We start from the raw sequence: 15,002 nt of genomic DNA, 5'->3' as shown, positions 1-15,002 counted from the left end.
GGCTAGCCCCCACCTCCGCATCACGGCTTGGTGTCGGGGGCCGGGGTGGTGGGCACGTCCTGGTCTTGGGCCGCCTCCGTCTGTGCGGCCATCGCCCGCTGGTAGCCGGGTCGCTGTTGCAGCCGCTGCCAGTAGGCCTGCGTGGCCGGGCCAAATTGTTCGTTCAGCCCCAGGTGCTGCGCCAGCAGCAGCGCATACCCCACCGCCACATCCGCCGCCGTAAAGCGGCCCGCGCACAGATAGTCGCTGCGGCCGTGGGTCATCGCGGTTTCTACCGCGCGCAGCCGGGCCAGGAACCAGCGGCTGTAGTCCTCCACCACCTGCGGCAGCTTGCGCTCTGCGGTCTCAAACCGGCCATAGCGCAGCACCAGCGTCTGCGGAAAAGTCAGCGTCGCATCGCTCATGTGCAGCCAGTTCAGGTACGCGCCATACGCCGGGTGTGTGGGCGCCACATCCAGCCCCGCGTCGGGGTGCGTGGCGGCCAGGTACTGGCACATGGCCGCCGATTCGGTCATGCGCACATCGCCCTGCACCAGCAGCGGCACCGTGCCCAGCGGATTCTCGTCCAGAAACCACCGGGCCTTGGCGCGGGGCGGGAAGGGCAGCATGTGGAGCTGGTAGGGCAGTTGCAGCTCTTCGAGCATCCACAGGGGACGGAAGGAGCGGGCGCTGATGCAGTGGTGGAGGTGGAGCATGAAGGCAAGCGGCAAGCGGCAAGAGGGCGGGCGGGAGCGCTGGTCAGTGTAGTGGTGGCTGGCTGCGGACGCAGCCCCGTGGCAGCCATGCAGGGTGCAGATCGCGCCATTGGGCCACTTCCTATCACGCTGGGCTCGCTTGGCGCCGAAACTCCGCCGGCGACTGCCCCGTCCACCCCCGGAACGCCCGGATAAAACTCTTCTCGTTCTCAAACCCCGCTGCCTCCGCCACCTGCTTGATGGGCCGCTGTGTGCGGTGCAGCAGCTCCACCGCGCGGGTGCGGCGAACCTCGTCTTTCAAGCCCTGCAGCGTGGCGCCTTCTTCCTTCAACTGCCGGTGCAGCGTGCGTGGCGAGACATGCAGCAGCGCGGCCAGCGATTCGGCGCTGTGCTGGGGCAGGGCGTGGGCCGGCTGGCCGGGCAGGGGCGCGGCCAGCAGCTGGCGCACGCGCTGCACCAGCAGGCGGTCGCGGCGGTAGTGCAGCACCGTCAGGGGCAGGGCGTGCTGCAGCATCTGGCGCAGGGCCTGTTCGTCGCGGCGCAGGGGCAGGTGCAGGTAGCGGGCGTCGAAGTGAATGGCGGTGCGCGGCGCGTGGAAGGTGACGGGGCCTCGGAACAGCACGGCATACGCATCGGCGTGCGGGGGCGCATCAAAGGCAAATTCTGCGGCAATGAGCGGAATGCGCGAGTCCACCATCCAGCACGCCAGGCCATGCGCATTGCGCAGCACGGATACCAGGCAGAACTCGCGCAGCGCGCCCAGGTCGCGGGCCTCGGTGATGGCCAGGGTGGCAGTGTCGCCCTGGGTGGTGAGATGCAGGGCAATGTCGTCCGCCAGCAGGCCGTGGTGGCGGCACCAGCGGGCCAGGGCCACCTGCAGCGTGGGCGAGCTGATGCTGGCACGCGCCAGCATGCCGTAGCTGCCCCAGGGCAGGCGGCGGCTGAACCAGCCCAGGGCTTCGTCGTCCAGTTCCTGCATGGCGGCGTCGGAGATCTGCTCCATCTGCCAGGCGGTGATGCGGGCGCTGTCGTCGGGCAGCAGCTGCGGCGCAATCTGTGCCTGGGCCAGGGCACGTTCCGGGCTCAGGCCGCGCTGCTCGTACGCCAGAACAATGGCACGCACAAAGGCGATGGGCGTGGCTGCAGGTGCGATGGGCGTGGCGGCGAAGGCAGATGGTGTGGCTGGGAGACGGTGGTCGGTGGGGGCGGTGGTCTTCACGCCACAGAGTGTGCCAGCCATGGCACGATTTGCAACCATTGTGTCCACCCGCCAGGGGTTCAGGCTTCTATGCTTACGGATCGCCCGCCCGCATGTTCTTGCGGCGCAGGCCGCATGACAGAGCCGAGGAGACAAACCCGTGACGAGTGCAGCCGCAACGAACTTCGCACCGCTGGTGGACAGCCACGCCCGTGGCGCCACCGACGTTCCCCTGATCGAGCAGACCATCGGCGCCTTTTTTGCCGATATGGTGGCCCGCCAGCCCGACCGCGAGGCGCTGGTCAGCGTGCACCAGGGCCGCCGCACCACCTACGCCCAGCTGCAGACCGAGGCGCACCGGCTGGCGAGTGCGCTGCTGGGCATGGGGCTCACGCCCGGCGACCGCGTGGGCATCTGGTCGCACAACAACGCCGAATGGGTGCTGATGCAGCTGGCCACCGCGCAGGTGGGCCTGGTGCTGGTCAACATCAACCCGGCCTACCGCACGTCCGAGGTGGAATACGCGCTCAACAAGGTGGGCTGCAAGCTGCTGGTGACCATGGCGCGCTTCAAGACCAGCGACTACCTGGGCATGCTGCGCGAGCTGGCGCCCGAGTGGCAGCACCAGCAGCCCGGCCAGCTGGGCTCCGTGAAGCTGCCCCACCTGAACACCGTAGTGTGGATCGATGAGGCGGGGCAGGGCGCCGACGAACCGGGCCTGATGCGTTTTACCGACCTGCTGGCACGCGGCAACGCAGCCGACCCGCGCCTGGCGCAGATCGCAGCCACGTTGAAGGCCACCGACCCCATCAACATCCAGTTCACCAGCGGCACCACCGGCTTCCCCAAGGGCGCCACGCTCACGCACCGCAACATCCTGAACAACGGTTTCTTCATTGGCGAGTGCATGAAGCTCACGCCCGAAGACCGCCTGTGCATCCCCGTGCCGCTGTACCACTGCTTCGGCATGGTGCTGGGCAACCTGGCCTGCCTGACGCACGGTGCCACCATCGTGTACCCCAACGACGGGTTTGACCCGCTGACCGTGCTGCAGACGGTACAGGACGAGCGCTGCACCGGCCTGCACGGCGTGCCCACCATGTTCATCGCCGAGCTGGACCACCCGCGTTTTGCCGAGTTCAACCTCAGCACCCTGCGCACCGGCATCATGGCCGGCTCGCCCTGCCCCACCGAGGTGATGAAGCGCGTGGTGGAGCAGATGAACCTGCGCGAGATCACCATTGCCTACGGCATGACCGAGACCAGCCCCGTGAGCTGCCAGAGCAGCACCGACACGCCGCTGGACAAGCGCGTCTCCACCGTGGGCCAGGTGCAGCCGCACCTGGAGATCAAGATCGTGGACCCCGACAGTGGGGCGGTGGTGCCCATCGGCCAGCGGGGCGAGTTCTGCACCAAAGGCTATTCCGTCATGCACGGCTACTGGGGCGACCCGGCCAAGACCCGCGAGGCGATTGACGAAGGCGGCTGGATGCACACCGGTGACCTCGCCACCATGGACGCCGAGGGCTACGTGAACATCGTTGGCCGCATCAAGGACATGGTGATCCGTGGCGGCGAGAACATCTACCCGCGCGAGATTGAAGAGTTTTTGTACCGGCACCCGCAGGTGCAGGACGTGCAGGTGGTGGGCGTGCCCGACCAGAAATACGGCGAGGAACTCTGCGCCTGGATCATTGCCAAGCCCGGCACCCAGCCCACCGAGGACGACATCCGCGTCTTCTGCAAGGGCCAGATCGCGCACTACAAGGTGCCGCGCTACATCCGCTTTGTCACCAGCTTTCCGATGACGGTGACGGGCAAGATCCAGAAGTTCAAGATCCGCGACGAGATGAAGGATCTGCTGGGCCTGGAAGAACAAAAGACTGCTTGAAGAGCCACACCGTATGACCATTCTCGACACCCAACTCAATGCCCGCTCGGCGGACTTTCTGGCCAACGCCGCCGCCATGCGAACACTGGTGGATGACCTGCGCGCCCAGCTCGACAAGGTCGCCCAGGGCGGCGGCGAAGCGGCCCGCGCCAAGCACACCGCGCGCGGCAAGCTGCTGCCGCGCGAACGCGTGCAGATGCTGCTGGACCCGGGCACGCCGTTCCTCGAACTGGCGCCGCTGGCCGCGCTCAACATGTACAACAACGACGCGCCCAGCGCGGGGCTCATCGCGGGCGTTGGCCGCGTGAGCGGCGTGGACTGCATGATCGTGTGCAACGACGCCACGGTGAAGGGCGGCACCTACTACCCGCTCACCGTCAAGAAGCACCTGCGTGCACAAGAGGTGGCGCAGCAGAACCACCTGCCGTGCATTTACCTGGTGGACTCGGGCGGCGCCAACCTGCCCAACCAGGACGAGGTTTTTCCTGATCGCGACCACTTCGGCCGCATCTTCTTCAACCAGGCCAACATGAGCGCCATGGGCATTTCGCAGATCGCCGTGGTCATGGGATCGTGCACGGCGGGCGGCGCCTACGTGCCGGCCATGAGTGACGAGTCCATCATCGTCAAGAACCAGGGAACCATCTTTTTGGGTGGCCCGCCGCTGGTCAAGGCCGCGACGGGCGAGGTCGTGACGGCCGAAGACCTGGGCGGCGGTGACGTGCACACCCGCCTGTCGGGTGTGGCCGACCACCTGGCGCAGAACGATATGCACGCGCTCCAACTGGCACGCAATGCAGTGCGCAATTTGAATAAAAACAAGCCGCAGGCGCCCGCAGATCATGCGCCGGTAGCTCCTAAATTCGCAGCAGACGAGCTGTACGGCGTGATCCCCGTGGACACGCGCAAGCCGTTTGACGTGCGCGAGATCATTGCGCGCATCGTGGACGGCAGCGAGTTCGACGAGTTCAAGGCACGCTACGGCACCACGCTGGTCACGGGCTTTGCGCGCATCGAGGGAATGATAGTCGGCATCATCGCCAACAACGGCATCCTGTTCAGCGAGTCGGCGCTCAAGGGCGCGCACTTCATCGAGCTGTGCTGCCAGCGCAAGATCCCGCTGGTGTTCCTGCAGAACATCACCGGCTTCATGGTGGGCCGCAAGTACGAGAACGAAGGCATCGCCCGCAACGGCGCCAAGATGGTCACGGCCGTGGCCACGGCCAGCGTGCCCAAGTTCACCATCATCATCGGCGGCAGTTTTGGCGCGGGCAATTACGGCATGTGCGGTCGTGCCTACTCGCCGCGCTTCTTGTGGATGTGGCCCAATGCGCGCATCAGCGTGATGGGCGGCGACCAGGCTGCGGGCGTGCTGGCCACGGTCAAGCGCGACGGCATCGAAGGCAAGGGCGGCCAGTGGAGCATGGAGGAAGAAGAAGCCTTCAAGGCCCCCATCCGCCGCCAGTACGAAGACCAGGGCCACCCCTACTACGCCACCGCCCGCCTGTGGGACGACGGCGTGATCGACCCCGCCGATACGCGCCGCGTGCTGGCGCTGGGCCTGGCGGCCACGCGCAATGCGCCCATCGAAGACACCAAGTTCGGCCTGTTCCGCATGTAACCCGACAGGGAGCCGTCATGGACGCTGTTGCCCACTTCACCCAGTTCGCGCGCTACAACGTGTGGGCCACGGCGCGCCTGCTTGATGCAGTGCGGGCGCTGCCGGAAGAGGACTACCGGCGCGATGTGGGTTTGTTCTTCCACAGCATCCACGGCACGCTCAACCACCTGCTGGTGGGCGAACACCATCTGTGGTTCGTGCGCTTTGCCGACGGCATTTCGCCCAAGGTGGCGCTGGACGCCGAGTTGGAATCTGACCGTGTGCGGCTGGATGCCCGGCTGCGCGAAGGCGCGGCCCGCTGGGCACCGCTGATAGCCTCGTTCAAGCCGGACCGCTGGAGCGGCACGCTCGACTACACCACCATGCGCGGCACAGCGGCATCGCTGCCGTTTGCGGCCACGCTGGCGCACGTGTTCAACCACGGCACCCACCACCGGGGCCAGATCACCGCAGCATTGACCGCCCTGGGCCAGCCCAGCCCCGAGCTGGACCTTGTCTACTTCCTGCAAAACCCGTCCACGCCATGAGCCAGAACCTGTCCATCACCCAAACCGGCGCCGTGGCGCGCATCACGCTCACGCAGCCCGAAATCCGCAACGCCTTCAGCGATGAGGTCATTGCCGAGATCACCGCCGCCTTCACCGATGTGGGTGGGCGTGCCGATGTGCGCGCCGTGGTGCTGGCTGCGGAAGGCCCGGCCTTCTGCGCCGGTGCCAACCTCAACTGGATGCGCCGCATGGCCGACTACACGCGCGACGAGAACATCGCCGACGCGGGAAAGCTGGCCGAGATGCTGCGGGTGATCTACGAGTGCCCCAAGCCCACGGTGGCACGCGTGCAGGGCGATGTATATGCAGGCGGCATGGGCTTGGTGGCCGCGTGCGACATGGCCGTGGCCGTGGACACGGCGGGCTTTTGCCTCAGCGAGGTGAAGCTGGGGCTTATCCCCGCCACCATCAGCCCCTATGTGATCCGTGCCATGGGCGCACGCGCTGCGCACCGCTACTTCCTCACGGCCGAACGTTTTGGCGCGGCCGAAGCCTTGCGCATTGGCTTTGTGCACGAGGTCGTGGCCGCTGACCAGCTCGACGCCAAGGTGGACGAACTGCTCAAGGCCCTGACCAGCGCCAGCCCCAACGCTGTGCGCGTCTGCAAGAAGCTGGTGATGGATGTGGCAGAGCGGGAGATCAACGCGGGCCTCATCGCCGCCACGGTGCAGGGCATTGCCGACATCCGTGCCAGCGACGAGGGCAAGGAAGGTGTGCAGTCGTTCCTGAACAAGCGCAAGCCCAACTGGCTGAGCTGATCGCTACTTAACGGCCATGGACACACTCTGGTTCAACATCGTGCAGTGGCTCCACACGCTTGGGCTGCATGTGGATGGCGGCACCGCGCGCGCAGTGGGCGACGCGGCAGCCACGGCAACTGCGAAGCTCGACATGCCCAGCCTGCTGGCGCTGGCCGCCGCACTGGGCTGGGCCAGCGGCTTTCGGTTGTATGCCGTGGTGTTCCTGGTCGGCATGATGGGGGTGCTGGGCTGGATGCCGCTGCCCCCCAGCCTGGCCATGCTGCAGCACCCGCTGGTGCTGATGGTCAGCGGCTTCATGCTGATGGTGGAGTTTTTTGCCGACAAGGTGCCCTGGGTTGACAGCGCCTGGGATGCCGTGCACGCCTTCATTCGCGTGCCTGCGGGCGCCGCCTTGGCCTATGGCGTGTTTGGCGCCGACAACGCCACCATGGCCGTGGTGGCGGGGCTACTGGGTGGATCGCTTTCGGCCACGGCACTGGCCACCAAGATGACCACACGGGGGGCGGTGAACACCTCGCCCGAGCCGTTTTCCAACTGGGGTCTGTCGTTCTTGGAAGACGGCCTGGTGGTGGCCGTGGTGTGGCTGGCCACACAGCACCCAGTGGCGTTTGGTGTTGCGTTGGTCGTAATGGTGGTGGTGTCGGTACTGCTGCTCGTGGTGCTGTTCAAGTTTCTGCGCGCCGTGGTGCGGCGCTTGTCTTCATTCTTTTCTGGTTCTGCCAAGGTGGCTTAAAAATGTTCAACAAGATACTCATCGCAAATCGAGGCGAGATCGCTTGCCGTGTGGCCGCGACCGCCAAGCGCCTGGGCGTGAAGACCGTCGCCGTGTATTCCGATGCCGACGCCAACGCCAAACACGTCGCCGTGTGCGACGAGGCCGTGCACATTGGGGGCAGCGCGCCCAAGGACAGCTACCTGCGCTGGGAGCGCATCATCGACGCCGCCAAGGCCACGGGCGCGCAGGCCATCCACCCGGGCTACGGTTTCTTGAGCGAGAACGAAGACTTTGCCAAGGCCTGTGCCGACGCAGGCCTTGTCTTCATCGGCCCCCCCGCCAGCGCCATCAATGCCATGGGGCTGAAGGCCGAGTCCAAGCGCCTGATGGAGCAGGCCCAGGTGCCCCTGGTGCCCGGCTACCACGGCGCTGACCAGGACCCGGCACTGCTGCAACGCGAGGCGGACCGCATTGGCTACCCGGTGCTCATCAAGGCCAGCGCGGGCGGCGGTGGCAAGGGCATGCGCGCCGTGGACAAGGCCGAGGATTTTGCGGCGGCGCTCGACTCCTGCAAGCGCGAGGCCATCAACAGCTTTGGCGACGACGCGGTGCTGGTGGAGAAATACGTGCAGCGCCCCCGCCACATCGAGATCCAGGTGTTTGGCGACACGCACGGCAACTGCGTGTACCTGTTTGAGCGCGACTGTTCGGTGCAGCGCCGCCACCAGAAGGTGCTGGAAGAAGCGCCCGCCCCCGGCATGACGCCGGAGCTGCGCGCCCGCATGGGCGAGGCTGCCGTGGCCGCCGCCAAGGCTGTGAACTACGTAGGCGCGGGCACGGTGGAGTTCATCGTCGAGCAGCCCGGTGGCTACGACGCGCCCGAGCAGATGAAGTTCTACTTCATGGAGATGAACACCCGCCTGCAGGTCGAGCACCCCGTGACCGAGGCCATCACGGGTCTCGACCTGGTGGAGTGGCAACTGCGTGTGGCGTCTGGCGAGCCCTTGCCACAGAAGCAGGAAGACCTCCGTATCCAAGGTCACGCCATCGAGGCGCGCATCTGCGCCGAGAACCCCGACAACAACTTCCTGCCTGCCACCGGCGCGCTCAACGTGTATGCGTTGCCCGAGTGCGTGACCTTCGAACGGGGCGCGGTGCGCGTGGATTCCGGCGTGCGCCAAGGCGATGCGATCAGCCCGTTCTACGACTCCATGGTGGCCAAGCTCATCGTGCACGGCGACACGCGTGCGCAAGCCCTGGCCCGGCTCGATGAAGCGCTGGCGCAGACCCACATCGTGGGCCTGGCCACTAACGTGCAGTTCCTGCGCCGCGTGGCTCGCACCGAGGCATTTGCCAGCGCCAAGCTGGACACCGCGCTGATTCCGCGCGAGCAGGCGGTGCTGTTCCACCAGGAAAGCGTGGGCCTGCCGCTGGCCGCTGCGGCGGCCGTGGCCCAGACCCTGCTGCGCGAGCGCGCCAGCGAGGGCGTGGACCCCTTCAGCCGCCGCGATGGTTTCCACACCCATGGCGTGGTGCAGCGCCGGTTTGAGTTCGAGTTTGGTGGCGAGCACGCCAAGGCGCTGCTGACCTACGAGCGTGGTGGCAGCCTGCATCTGGCCGTCGGCGAGGGCGATGCCGCAGTGGCCGGGCCGTTGGTGTTCGGCGCTGTGGGGCAGGGCATCGAATTGCAGTTTGCAGGTCAGCGCACGCGTGCGGCTGTGTATGCCCAGGGCGAGGTGGACCACGTATTCACCCCGCTGGGCGCCACGCAGATCACTGCCATCGACCTGCTGGCCCACGCGGGCGAGGCTGCGGCCGAAGGCGGGCGCCTCACAGCCCCGATGCCTGGCAAGGTGGTGTCGTTTGCCGTGAAGGCGGGCGACGCGGTAACCAAGGGCCAACCGCTGGCAGTGATGGAAGCCATGAAGATGGAACACACCATTGCTGCCCCTGCGGATGGTGTGGTGCAGGAGCTGCTGTATGCGCCGGGCGACCAGGTGACCGAGGGGGCAGAACTGCTCAAGCTGGTAGCCGTCGACAAGGCCTGAGCCCACGCAGTGTCCCGAGTCGTCTGCAGGTGACAGCGCAGGGGGCCCAATGCGGCTACGCTTGGGCCCCATGAAAATCACCTTTTGCTGTACCGACACCAAGGCCGAACCCTGGCTGCAGGGCCTGGCCGCCGCGCTGCCCGGCGCTGACATTTCCGTGTGGCAACCCGGCGCCCCGCAGGCCGACTACGCCGTGGTCTGGGCACCACCCCAGCAGTTCATGGACGAACAGCCAGCGCTCAAAGCCCTGTTCAACATTGGCGCGGGGGTGGATGCCCTCCTCAAGCTGCGCCTGCCTCCCAAGGCCCTGGTGGTGCGCCTGGACGACGCGGGCATGGCCGTGCAGATGGCCGAATATGTATGCCACGCGGTCATCCGCCACTTCCGCGAGTTTGACGGCTATGAGGCCGACACCCAGGCGGGCCGCTGGGGCTACCGCAAGCCGCGCCTGCGCAGCGACTACCCCATCGGCGTGATGGGCCTGGGCGTGCTGGGCGAGCGGGTTGCCAAGGCGCTGGCGTTGTTTGACTTTCCCATCAACGGCTGGAGCCGCAGCCCCAAGGCCATCGACGGCGTGCGCGGCTTTGCGGGCGCAGACCAATTCAATGATTTTCTGGCCGCGAGCCGCGTGCTGGTCAACCTGCTGCCCCTCACGCCCGATACGACCAACGTCATCAACAAGGGCACGCTCGCTCGCCTGCAGCCGGGTGCCTACGTGATCAATGTGGCGCGCGGCGCGCACCTGGTGGACGAAGACCTGGTGGCCGCCATCGACAGCGGCCACGTGGCAGGCGCCACGCTCGATGTGTTCCGCACCGAGCCGTTGCCCGCAGGCCATGCGTTCTGGACGCACCCCCGGATCACCGTCACGCCTCACACCTCGGCGCGCACGCTGCGCGACGAGAGCATTGCCCAGATCGCGCGCAAGATGGTGGCGCTGGAGCGCGGCGAGGCCGTGGCAGGCATTGTGAACCCGGCGCGCGGCTACTGAGGCCGCCGGTCCACGCGCTTGCCAGCGTGGAGAATGGCAGGCATGAGCACCTCCACGTTCCGTCGTTTCTTTGGCCTTTTGGGCTGGATCCTGCTGGTGCCCAGCGCCTTGACCGCGCTGGGCGCGGCGTGGTTGTTGGCCTCTGGCATGAACATGCTGGGCGACACACACACCGCCAGGGGCCGGGTGGTTGCGCATGAAGAAATCATGACGGGCGCGACCCACCGCCGGGGGCTTGCCAAGAAAAGCATTGTGGAGTTTGCGGCGGGCGATGGGCGAAGATTCCGGTTCACAGACTCGGTCGCACGCCAGCAGCAGGCCATCCACGAGGTGGGTGAGACCGTCTCGGTGCGCTACTCCGCCCAAGACCCGTCGCAGGCCGAAATCAGCAGCTCCACCGCCGTGAAGATCGTGACCGGTACGGTGATGCTGCTGTCCAGTGCCATCGGTATGGCAGTGGGCTGGCTGTTGCTGCGCTTGCGACCCAGGTCTGTCGCATAGCCCTCTGTGCACGGGCACAGAGGGTGTGCCTTTTCAATCCACCGTCACGCCGGCATCGCGCACCAGCTTGCCTAGGCGCTGCGCGTCGGCCTTGATGAGCGCCCCGAAATCTGCCGCCGTGCCCCCCACCGCAGGCGTGCCAATGGCTTCCCATTTGGCGCGGAAGGCGGGTTCCTTGAAGATCGCATTCACCGTGGCGTTGAGCTTGTCGATGGTGGCCTGGGGTGTGCCAGCGCGCACCGCAATGCCATGCCAGCCGGTGATCTGGTAGCCCGCAATGCCAGCCTCCGCCATGGTGGGCACATTGGGCAGCACCTTGGCGCGTTCGGTGGATGTGACGGCCAGCGGGATGAGCTTGCCCGCCTGAATGTGGGGCAGGGAGCTACCGACGATGTCAAACATCACGTTCACCTGTCCGCCGATCAGGTCATTGAGCGCGGGGCCAGCACCCCGGTAGGGGATGTGCCCCATCTTTACGCCCGCAGTGGTGTTGAACAGCTCGCCCGCAAGGTGCTGCGGGGTGCCGTTGCCGGCCGACGCGTAGTTCAGCACCGGCTTGCCGGCCTTGGCCATGGCCAGGAACTCGGCAAACGTCTTGACGCCCAGCGAGGGATGCACTTCCAGCACCAGCGGGAATGCCGACAGCTGGATCACCGGCGCCAGATCGGTCAGCGGGTTGAACGGCATGCTGGCGTACAGCGAGGGGTTGACCGCCATCGGGCCGCTGGCCGCCAGCAGCAGCGTGTGGCCGTCCGCTGGCGCCTGCTTGGCCACCTCGGCGCTGCCGGTGTTGCCACCGGCGCCGCCCTTGTTGTCCACCACCACGGTCACGCCCAGGCGGCTTTGCAGCTCGGGTTGCAGCATGCGGGCCATCAGGTCGGTGGGGCCACCGGGCGGGTAGGGCACCACAAAGCGGATGGTCTTGGTAGGGAAGGCGGTGGCCGCCGTCTGCGCTGCTGCGTGACCTGCGATGCCCAGGGCCAGGGGCACGGCAAGGGCTGCGTGCAGCACGGCGCGCCGGGCGGTGCGAGGCGTGGACGAGTAAAGATGGCGGTGGTGCATGTCTGTCTCCTGTGGGGATGGATAAAGCCCGTCTGCTGCGGGTTGATGTCAATGGATAGGGGGCGCGATGGAGCGGTGCCGATCAGCCTGCGCCAAAGCGCTGCCGGATGTCGGCGGCGGTGGCCAGCGGGCGGCCCAGCGCGGCGGCGGCTTCGACGGCCTGGCGCACCAGCGCGGTGTTGTCGGGGGCCACGCTGCCGTCCTTGCACAGCAGGTTGTTTTCAAACCCCACGCGGGCGTGGCCGCCAAACACGGCAGCGGCAGCCACGCAGGCGTTCTCTGCCGCCCCGAAGGCGCACACGGCCCAGGGCTCGTTGCCGTCATGGGCGTTCAGAAAAGGCAGCAGGTCGCGCGGGCTGGAGGTCTGGCCCGCGCTGTAGCGGCCCAGCACAAACAGCAGGAACCACGGCGCATCGGGCACCACGCCACTGGCGCGCAGTGCCTGCCAGCGGCGCAGGTCTGCTACGTCATACAGGATGACCTGCACCATGGTGTGGCGCTGGGCTAGGCCAGTGAAGAAGCGCTGCAGTCCGGCTTCGCCGATCTCGGGCTTGTCCACTTCGCGCAGTCCGATGGACACGGCCTCGGGTTGCAGCGCCTCCACCATGGCGATCTGCGCCGGGGCCTGGTACACGCCTGCGGCTTCGCTGGTGATCTGGATGACCATCGCGTCGCCCACGGCCTGGCGCACCACGCGCTGGGCCTCGCGGTAGCCCTCCACGTCGAGGCTGTGGCGGCCTTGCGCTTCGCGGATGTGCATGTGCAGCATGGCCGCTCCCGCGTCCAGGCAGGCCTTGGCCGTGGTGGCCAGCGTGGCGGGTGTGATGGGCACGGCCGGGTGATCGGTGGGCTGCTTGTAGGCGCCGTTGGGCGCCACGGTCACGATCAGCGGGTCGGCCCACTGGCTGGCAATGGTGGGTGATGCGGGCGATGCACTCATGCGCGGGCTCCGGTGGTCGATGGGGTGTCTGTCGATGATGTGTCGGTGGGGGGGCTCGATGGTGGGCAACTCGCTGGCAAGCAAGGCCAGGCCCTGGCGCAGCAGCGTGTCGTAGCGCGCGCGCTCGGCCTGCTTGCGGTCTTCGGGCCAGTCGAAAAAGCCCTTGCCGGTCTTCATGCCGAGCTGGCCCTGGGCCACCTTGTCGCGCAGGGCCTGGGCGGGGATGTCGGTGTTCGAGAGCGTGGGGTACATGGTGGCTGCGGCGGCGGTGTGCACCTCGATGCCTGCGTGGTCGCGCTGCAGCACCGGCCCGGCCGCCAGAAAGCGGAAGCCGAAGCCAAAGCGCACGGCGGCGTCCACGTCTTCGGGCGAGGCAATGCCTTCGTCGATGAGCGCAAACGCCTCGCGCGAGAGCGCGTGCTGCATGCGGTTGGCCAGAAAGCCGGGCTTGTCCTTCTTGACCAGCACCGGCACGCTGCCGCAGCCGCGCATGAAGGCGTGCAGCCAGGTACCCAGTGCGGGGTCGCTGCGCTCGCCTAGCACCACCTCCACCAGCGGCACCAGGTGGGCGGGCATGAAGAAGTGCAGGCCCAGCATGCGCTGTGCCGTAGCCAGCCCCTGGGCAATGGCGCTGATGGGAAAACCCGAGCTGTTGCTGGCCAATACGGCCTGGGCGGGGGCCACGGCTTCCAGCTCGGCAAACAGGTGTTGCTTGGCCGCCAGTTGCTCGGTGATGCATTCGACCACCAGCACCACGCCGCTCCAGTCCACATCCTGCAGGCTGGCGCACACCTGCACCGGGCCGGCGTGGGTGGCCTGGCCGGCAGCGGCCAGCTCCTGCGCAATGTGGGGCAGCAAGTGGTCGCGTCGTGCGGCGTGGGGGTCCACCACCGTGACCTGCGCGCCGCCCCGGGCCAGGACCACAGCCACGTCGGCCCCCATGGTGCCTCCGCCTACCACCACGGTGCGCGCGTTGCGCGGCGAACTGTTCTCCATCGTGTCTCCTCGTTGCTCTTAACCTGCTCAAGCGGTGTGCTTGCATTGAATTCAGTCTAGGGGGCTCGCATTGCGCGGTCCAGACGTCTTTTTCGATAGACTGATCGGCTATGAAGATCAATTGGTCTGCCCGCGAGGTGGATGTGTTCCTCTCCCTGGCCGAGACGCTGAGCTTTCGGCGCACGGCCTTGCAGATGCACCTGTCGCAGTCGGCGGTGTCGGGCACGGTGGCGCGGCTGGAGGAGATGCTGGATGTGCGCCTGTTCGAGCGCACCACGCGCACGGTGCAGCTCACGCTGGCGGGCGAGGTGTTTGCGGAGCAGGCGCGGTTTCTGCGCCACCAGATGGAGGAGACTGTGCGCCGCGTGCAGGAGGTGGCGCAGCTGCAGGTGGGCCGCATTGCGCTGGCGGCGCTGCCGTCGTTGGCCGCCGGGGCCGTGCCGCGCGCGTTTGCCCGGTTTGCTGTGCAGCATCCGGGCGTGCAGCTGGAGCTGTTTGACAGCCTGGCCGGCCCGGCGTTTGACATGGTGCGCGCCGGGCGCGTGGACTTTGCACTCACCGCTGCCAACCCCGCCTATGCCGACCTGGACTACACCCCGCTGGTGTCCGACCGCTTTGTGCTGTTGATGGGGCGCACGCACCCGCTGGCCCGAGGGCGCAGCGCCATTGCCTGGGCGGATGTGGCCGAGCTGCCGCACATCTCCATGCCCGCAGGTACCAGCGTGCGGCAGTATGCGGAAGAAGCCTTGCTGACCCACCGCATCCGTTTTGCGCCGCGCTATGAGGTGGAACACCTGGCCACCATCGCGGCCATGGTGGCTGCGGGGCTGGGCGTGAGCGCGCTGCCCGAACTGGCCGCCCAGGTGGTGCGCAGGCCCGAGGTGGTCACGCGAGCGCTCAAGGCGCCCGTGCTGCACCGGCCCATCGGGCTGATCACGCTCCGGGGGCGGCCGCTGTCGCTGGCGGCGCAGGCCATGGTGGCCCTGCTGCGGCAGGAGGTCGAGGGTGATCACACTCGGGCTGGCTGATGGCGCG

General features: G+C 67.3%; 13 protein-coding genes and 1 pseudogene. 9 read left to right on the top strand and 5 right to left on the bottom strand.

From position 1 onward, the window contains the following. Nucleotides 1–20 precede the first annotated feature (20 nt). Together NFX52_RS06775 and NFX52_RS06770 are read right to left on the bottom strand one after the other, a co-directional pair. A complete protein-coding gene (locus NFX52_RS06775; protein WP_055393020.1) occupies nt 21–695 on the bottom strand; it encodes a glutathione S-transferase family protein in 675 nt (224 codons plus the stop codon). A 124-nt stretch (nt 696–819) separates the two neighbouring features. Then, the gene (locus NFX52_RS06770) at nt 820–1,935 is read right to left on the bottom strand and encodes an AraC family transcriptional regulator (RefSeq protein WP_242701171.1); all 1,116 of its coding nucleotides are present in this window, start codon (nt 1,933–1,935) and stop codon (nt 820–822) included. A 118-nt stretch (nt 1,936–2,053) separates the two neighbouring features. On the opposite strand from NFX52_RS06770, the gene NFX52_RS06765 reads away from it, so the two are divergent. From NFX52_RS06765 to NFX52_RS06730, 8 genes are all read left to right on the top strand, one after another. Then, complete coding sequence (locus NFX52_RS06765; protein ID WP_055393022.1) at nt 2,054–3,784, top strand: AMP-binding protein; 1,731 nt, start codon at nt 2,054–2,056, stop codon at nt 3,782–3,784. Nucleotides 3,785–3,797: 13 nt separating this feature from the next. After that, nucleotides 3,798–5,405: a carboxyl transferase domain-containing protein gene (locus NFX52_RS06760; RefSeq protein WP_055393023.1), complete on the top strand. Its 1,608-nt coding sequence runs from the start codon at nt 3,798–3,800 to the stop codon at nt 5,403–5,405. A gap of 17 nt (nt 5,406–5,422) precedes the next feature. Then, nucleotides 5,423–5,932, top strand: a complete 510-nt coding sequence (locus tag NFX52_RS06755; RefSeq protein ID WP_055393024.1) for a DinB family protein — start codon at nt 5,423–5,425, stop codon at nt 5,930–5,932. Beyond that, entirely contained in the window at nt 5,929–6,711 is a 783-nt protein-coding gene (locus tag NFX52_RS06750) for an enoyl-CoA hydratase/isomerase family protein (RefSeq protein WP_055393025.1), read from the top strand. The genes NFX52_RS06755 and NFX52_RS06750 overlap by 4 nt, the downstream gene beginning before the upstream one ends. Nucleotides 6,712–6,727: 16 nt before the next feature. Beyond that, nucleotides 6,728–7,447 carry a DUF4126 domain-containing protein gene (locus NFX52_RS06745; protein WP_252635588.1) on the top strand — a complete coding sequence of 240 codons (720 nt, stop codon included), beginning with the start codon at nt 6,728–6,730 and terminating at the stop codon, nt 7,445–7,447. Nucleotides 7,448–7,449: 2 nt separating this feature from the next. After that, nucleotides 7,450–9,477, top strand: coding sequence for an acetyl/propionyl/methylcrotonyl-CoA carboxylase subunit alpha (locus tag NFX52_RS06740; RefSeq protein ID WP_055393028.1), 2,028 nt, complete (start codon nt 7,450–7,452; stop codon nt 9,475–9,477). A gap of 70 nt (nt 9,478–9,547) precedes the next feature. Then, on the top strand, nt 9,548–10,468 hold the full coding sequence (locus NFX52_RS06735) for a 2-hydroxyacid dehydrogenase (RefSeq protein WP_055393029.1): 921 nt from the start codon (nt 9,548–9,550) through the stop codon (nt 10,466–10,468). Nucleotides 10,469–10,510: 42 nt separating this feature from the next. Continuing rightward, nucleotides 10,511–10,969: a DUF3592 domain-containing protein gene (locus tag NFX52_RS06730; RefSeq protein ID WP_055393030.1), complete on the top strand. Its 459-nt coding sequence runs from the start codon at nt 10,511–10,513 to the stop codon at nt 10,967–10,969. 33 nt (nt 10,970–11,002) lie between these two features. On the opposite strand, the gene NFX52_RS06725 is transcribed toward NFX52_RS06730, so the two are convergent. The 3 genes and pseudogenes from NFX52_RS06725 to NFX52_RS06715 form a co-directional block, all read right to left on the bottom strand. Beyond that, nucleotides 11,003–12,031, bottom strand: a complete 1,029-nt coding sequence (locus tag NFX52_RS06725; protein ID WP_055393031.1) for a Bug family tripartite tricarboxylate transporter substrate binding protein — start codon at nt 12,029–12,031, stop codon at nt 11,003–11,005. 82 nt (nt 12,032–12,113) lie between these two features. Next, the gene (locus NFX52_RS06720) at nt 12,114–12,971 is read right to left on the bottom strand and encodes a beta-keto acid cleavage family enzyme (RefSeq protein WP_055393032.1); all 858 of its coding nucleotides are present in this window, start codon (nt 12,969–12,971) and stop codon (nt 12,114–12,116) included. 54 nt (nt 12,972–13,025) lie between these two features. After that, nucleotides 13,026–13,967, bottom strand: a pseudogene (locus NFX52_RS06715) (3-hydroxyacyl-CoA dehydrogenase family protein); the annotation flags it as partial. Between the two features lie 110 nt (nt 13,968–14,077). Between NFX52_RS06715 and NFX52_RS06710 the strand changes: the two are divergent. Further along, on the top strand, nt 14,078–14,995 hold the full coding sequence (locus NFX52_RS06710) for a LysR family transcriptional regulator (protein WP_055393037.1): 918 nt from the start codon (nt 14,078–14,080) through the stop codon (nt 14,993–14,995). The last annotated feature ends 7 nt before the right edge of the window (nt 14,996–15,002 follow it).

Source organism: Acidovorax facilis (assembly GCF_023913775.1).
In the GTDB taxonomy this organism is placed as follows: Bacteria; Pseudomonadota; Gammaproteobacteria; order Burkholderiales; family Burkholderiaceae_C; genus Acidovorax; species Acidovorax facilis.
This window is presented reverse-complemented; position numbering and strand designations above follow the sequence as displayed.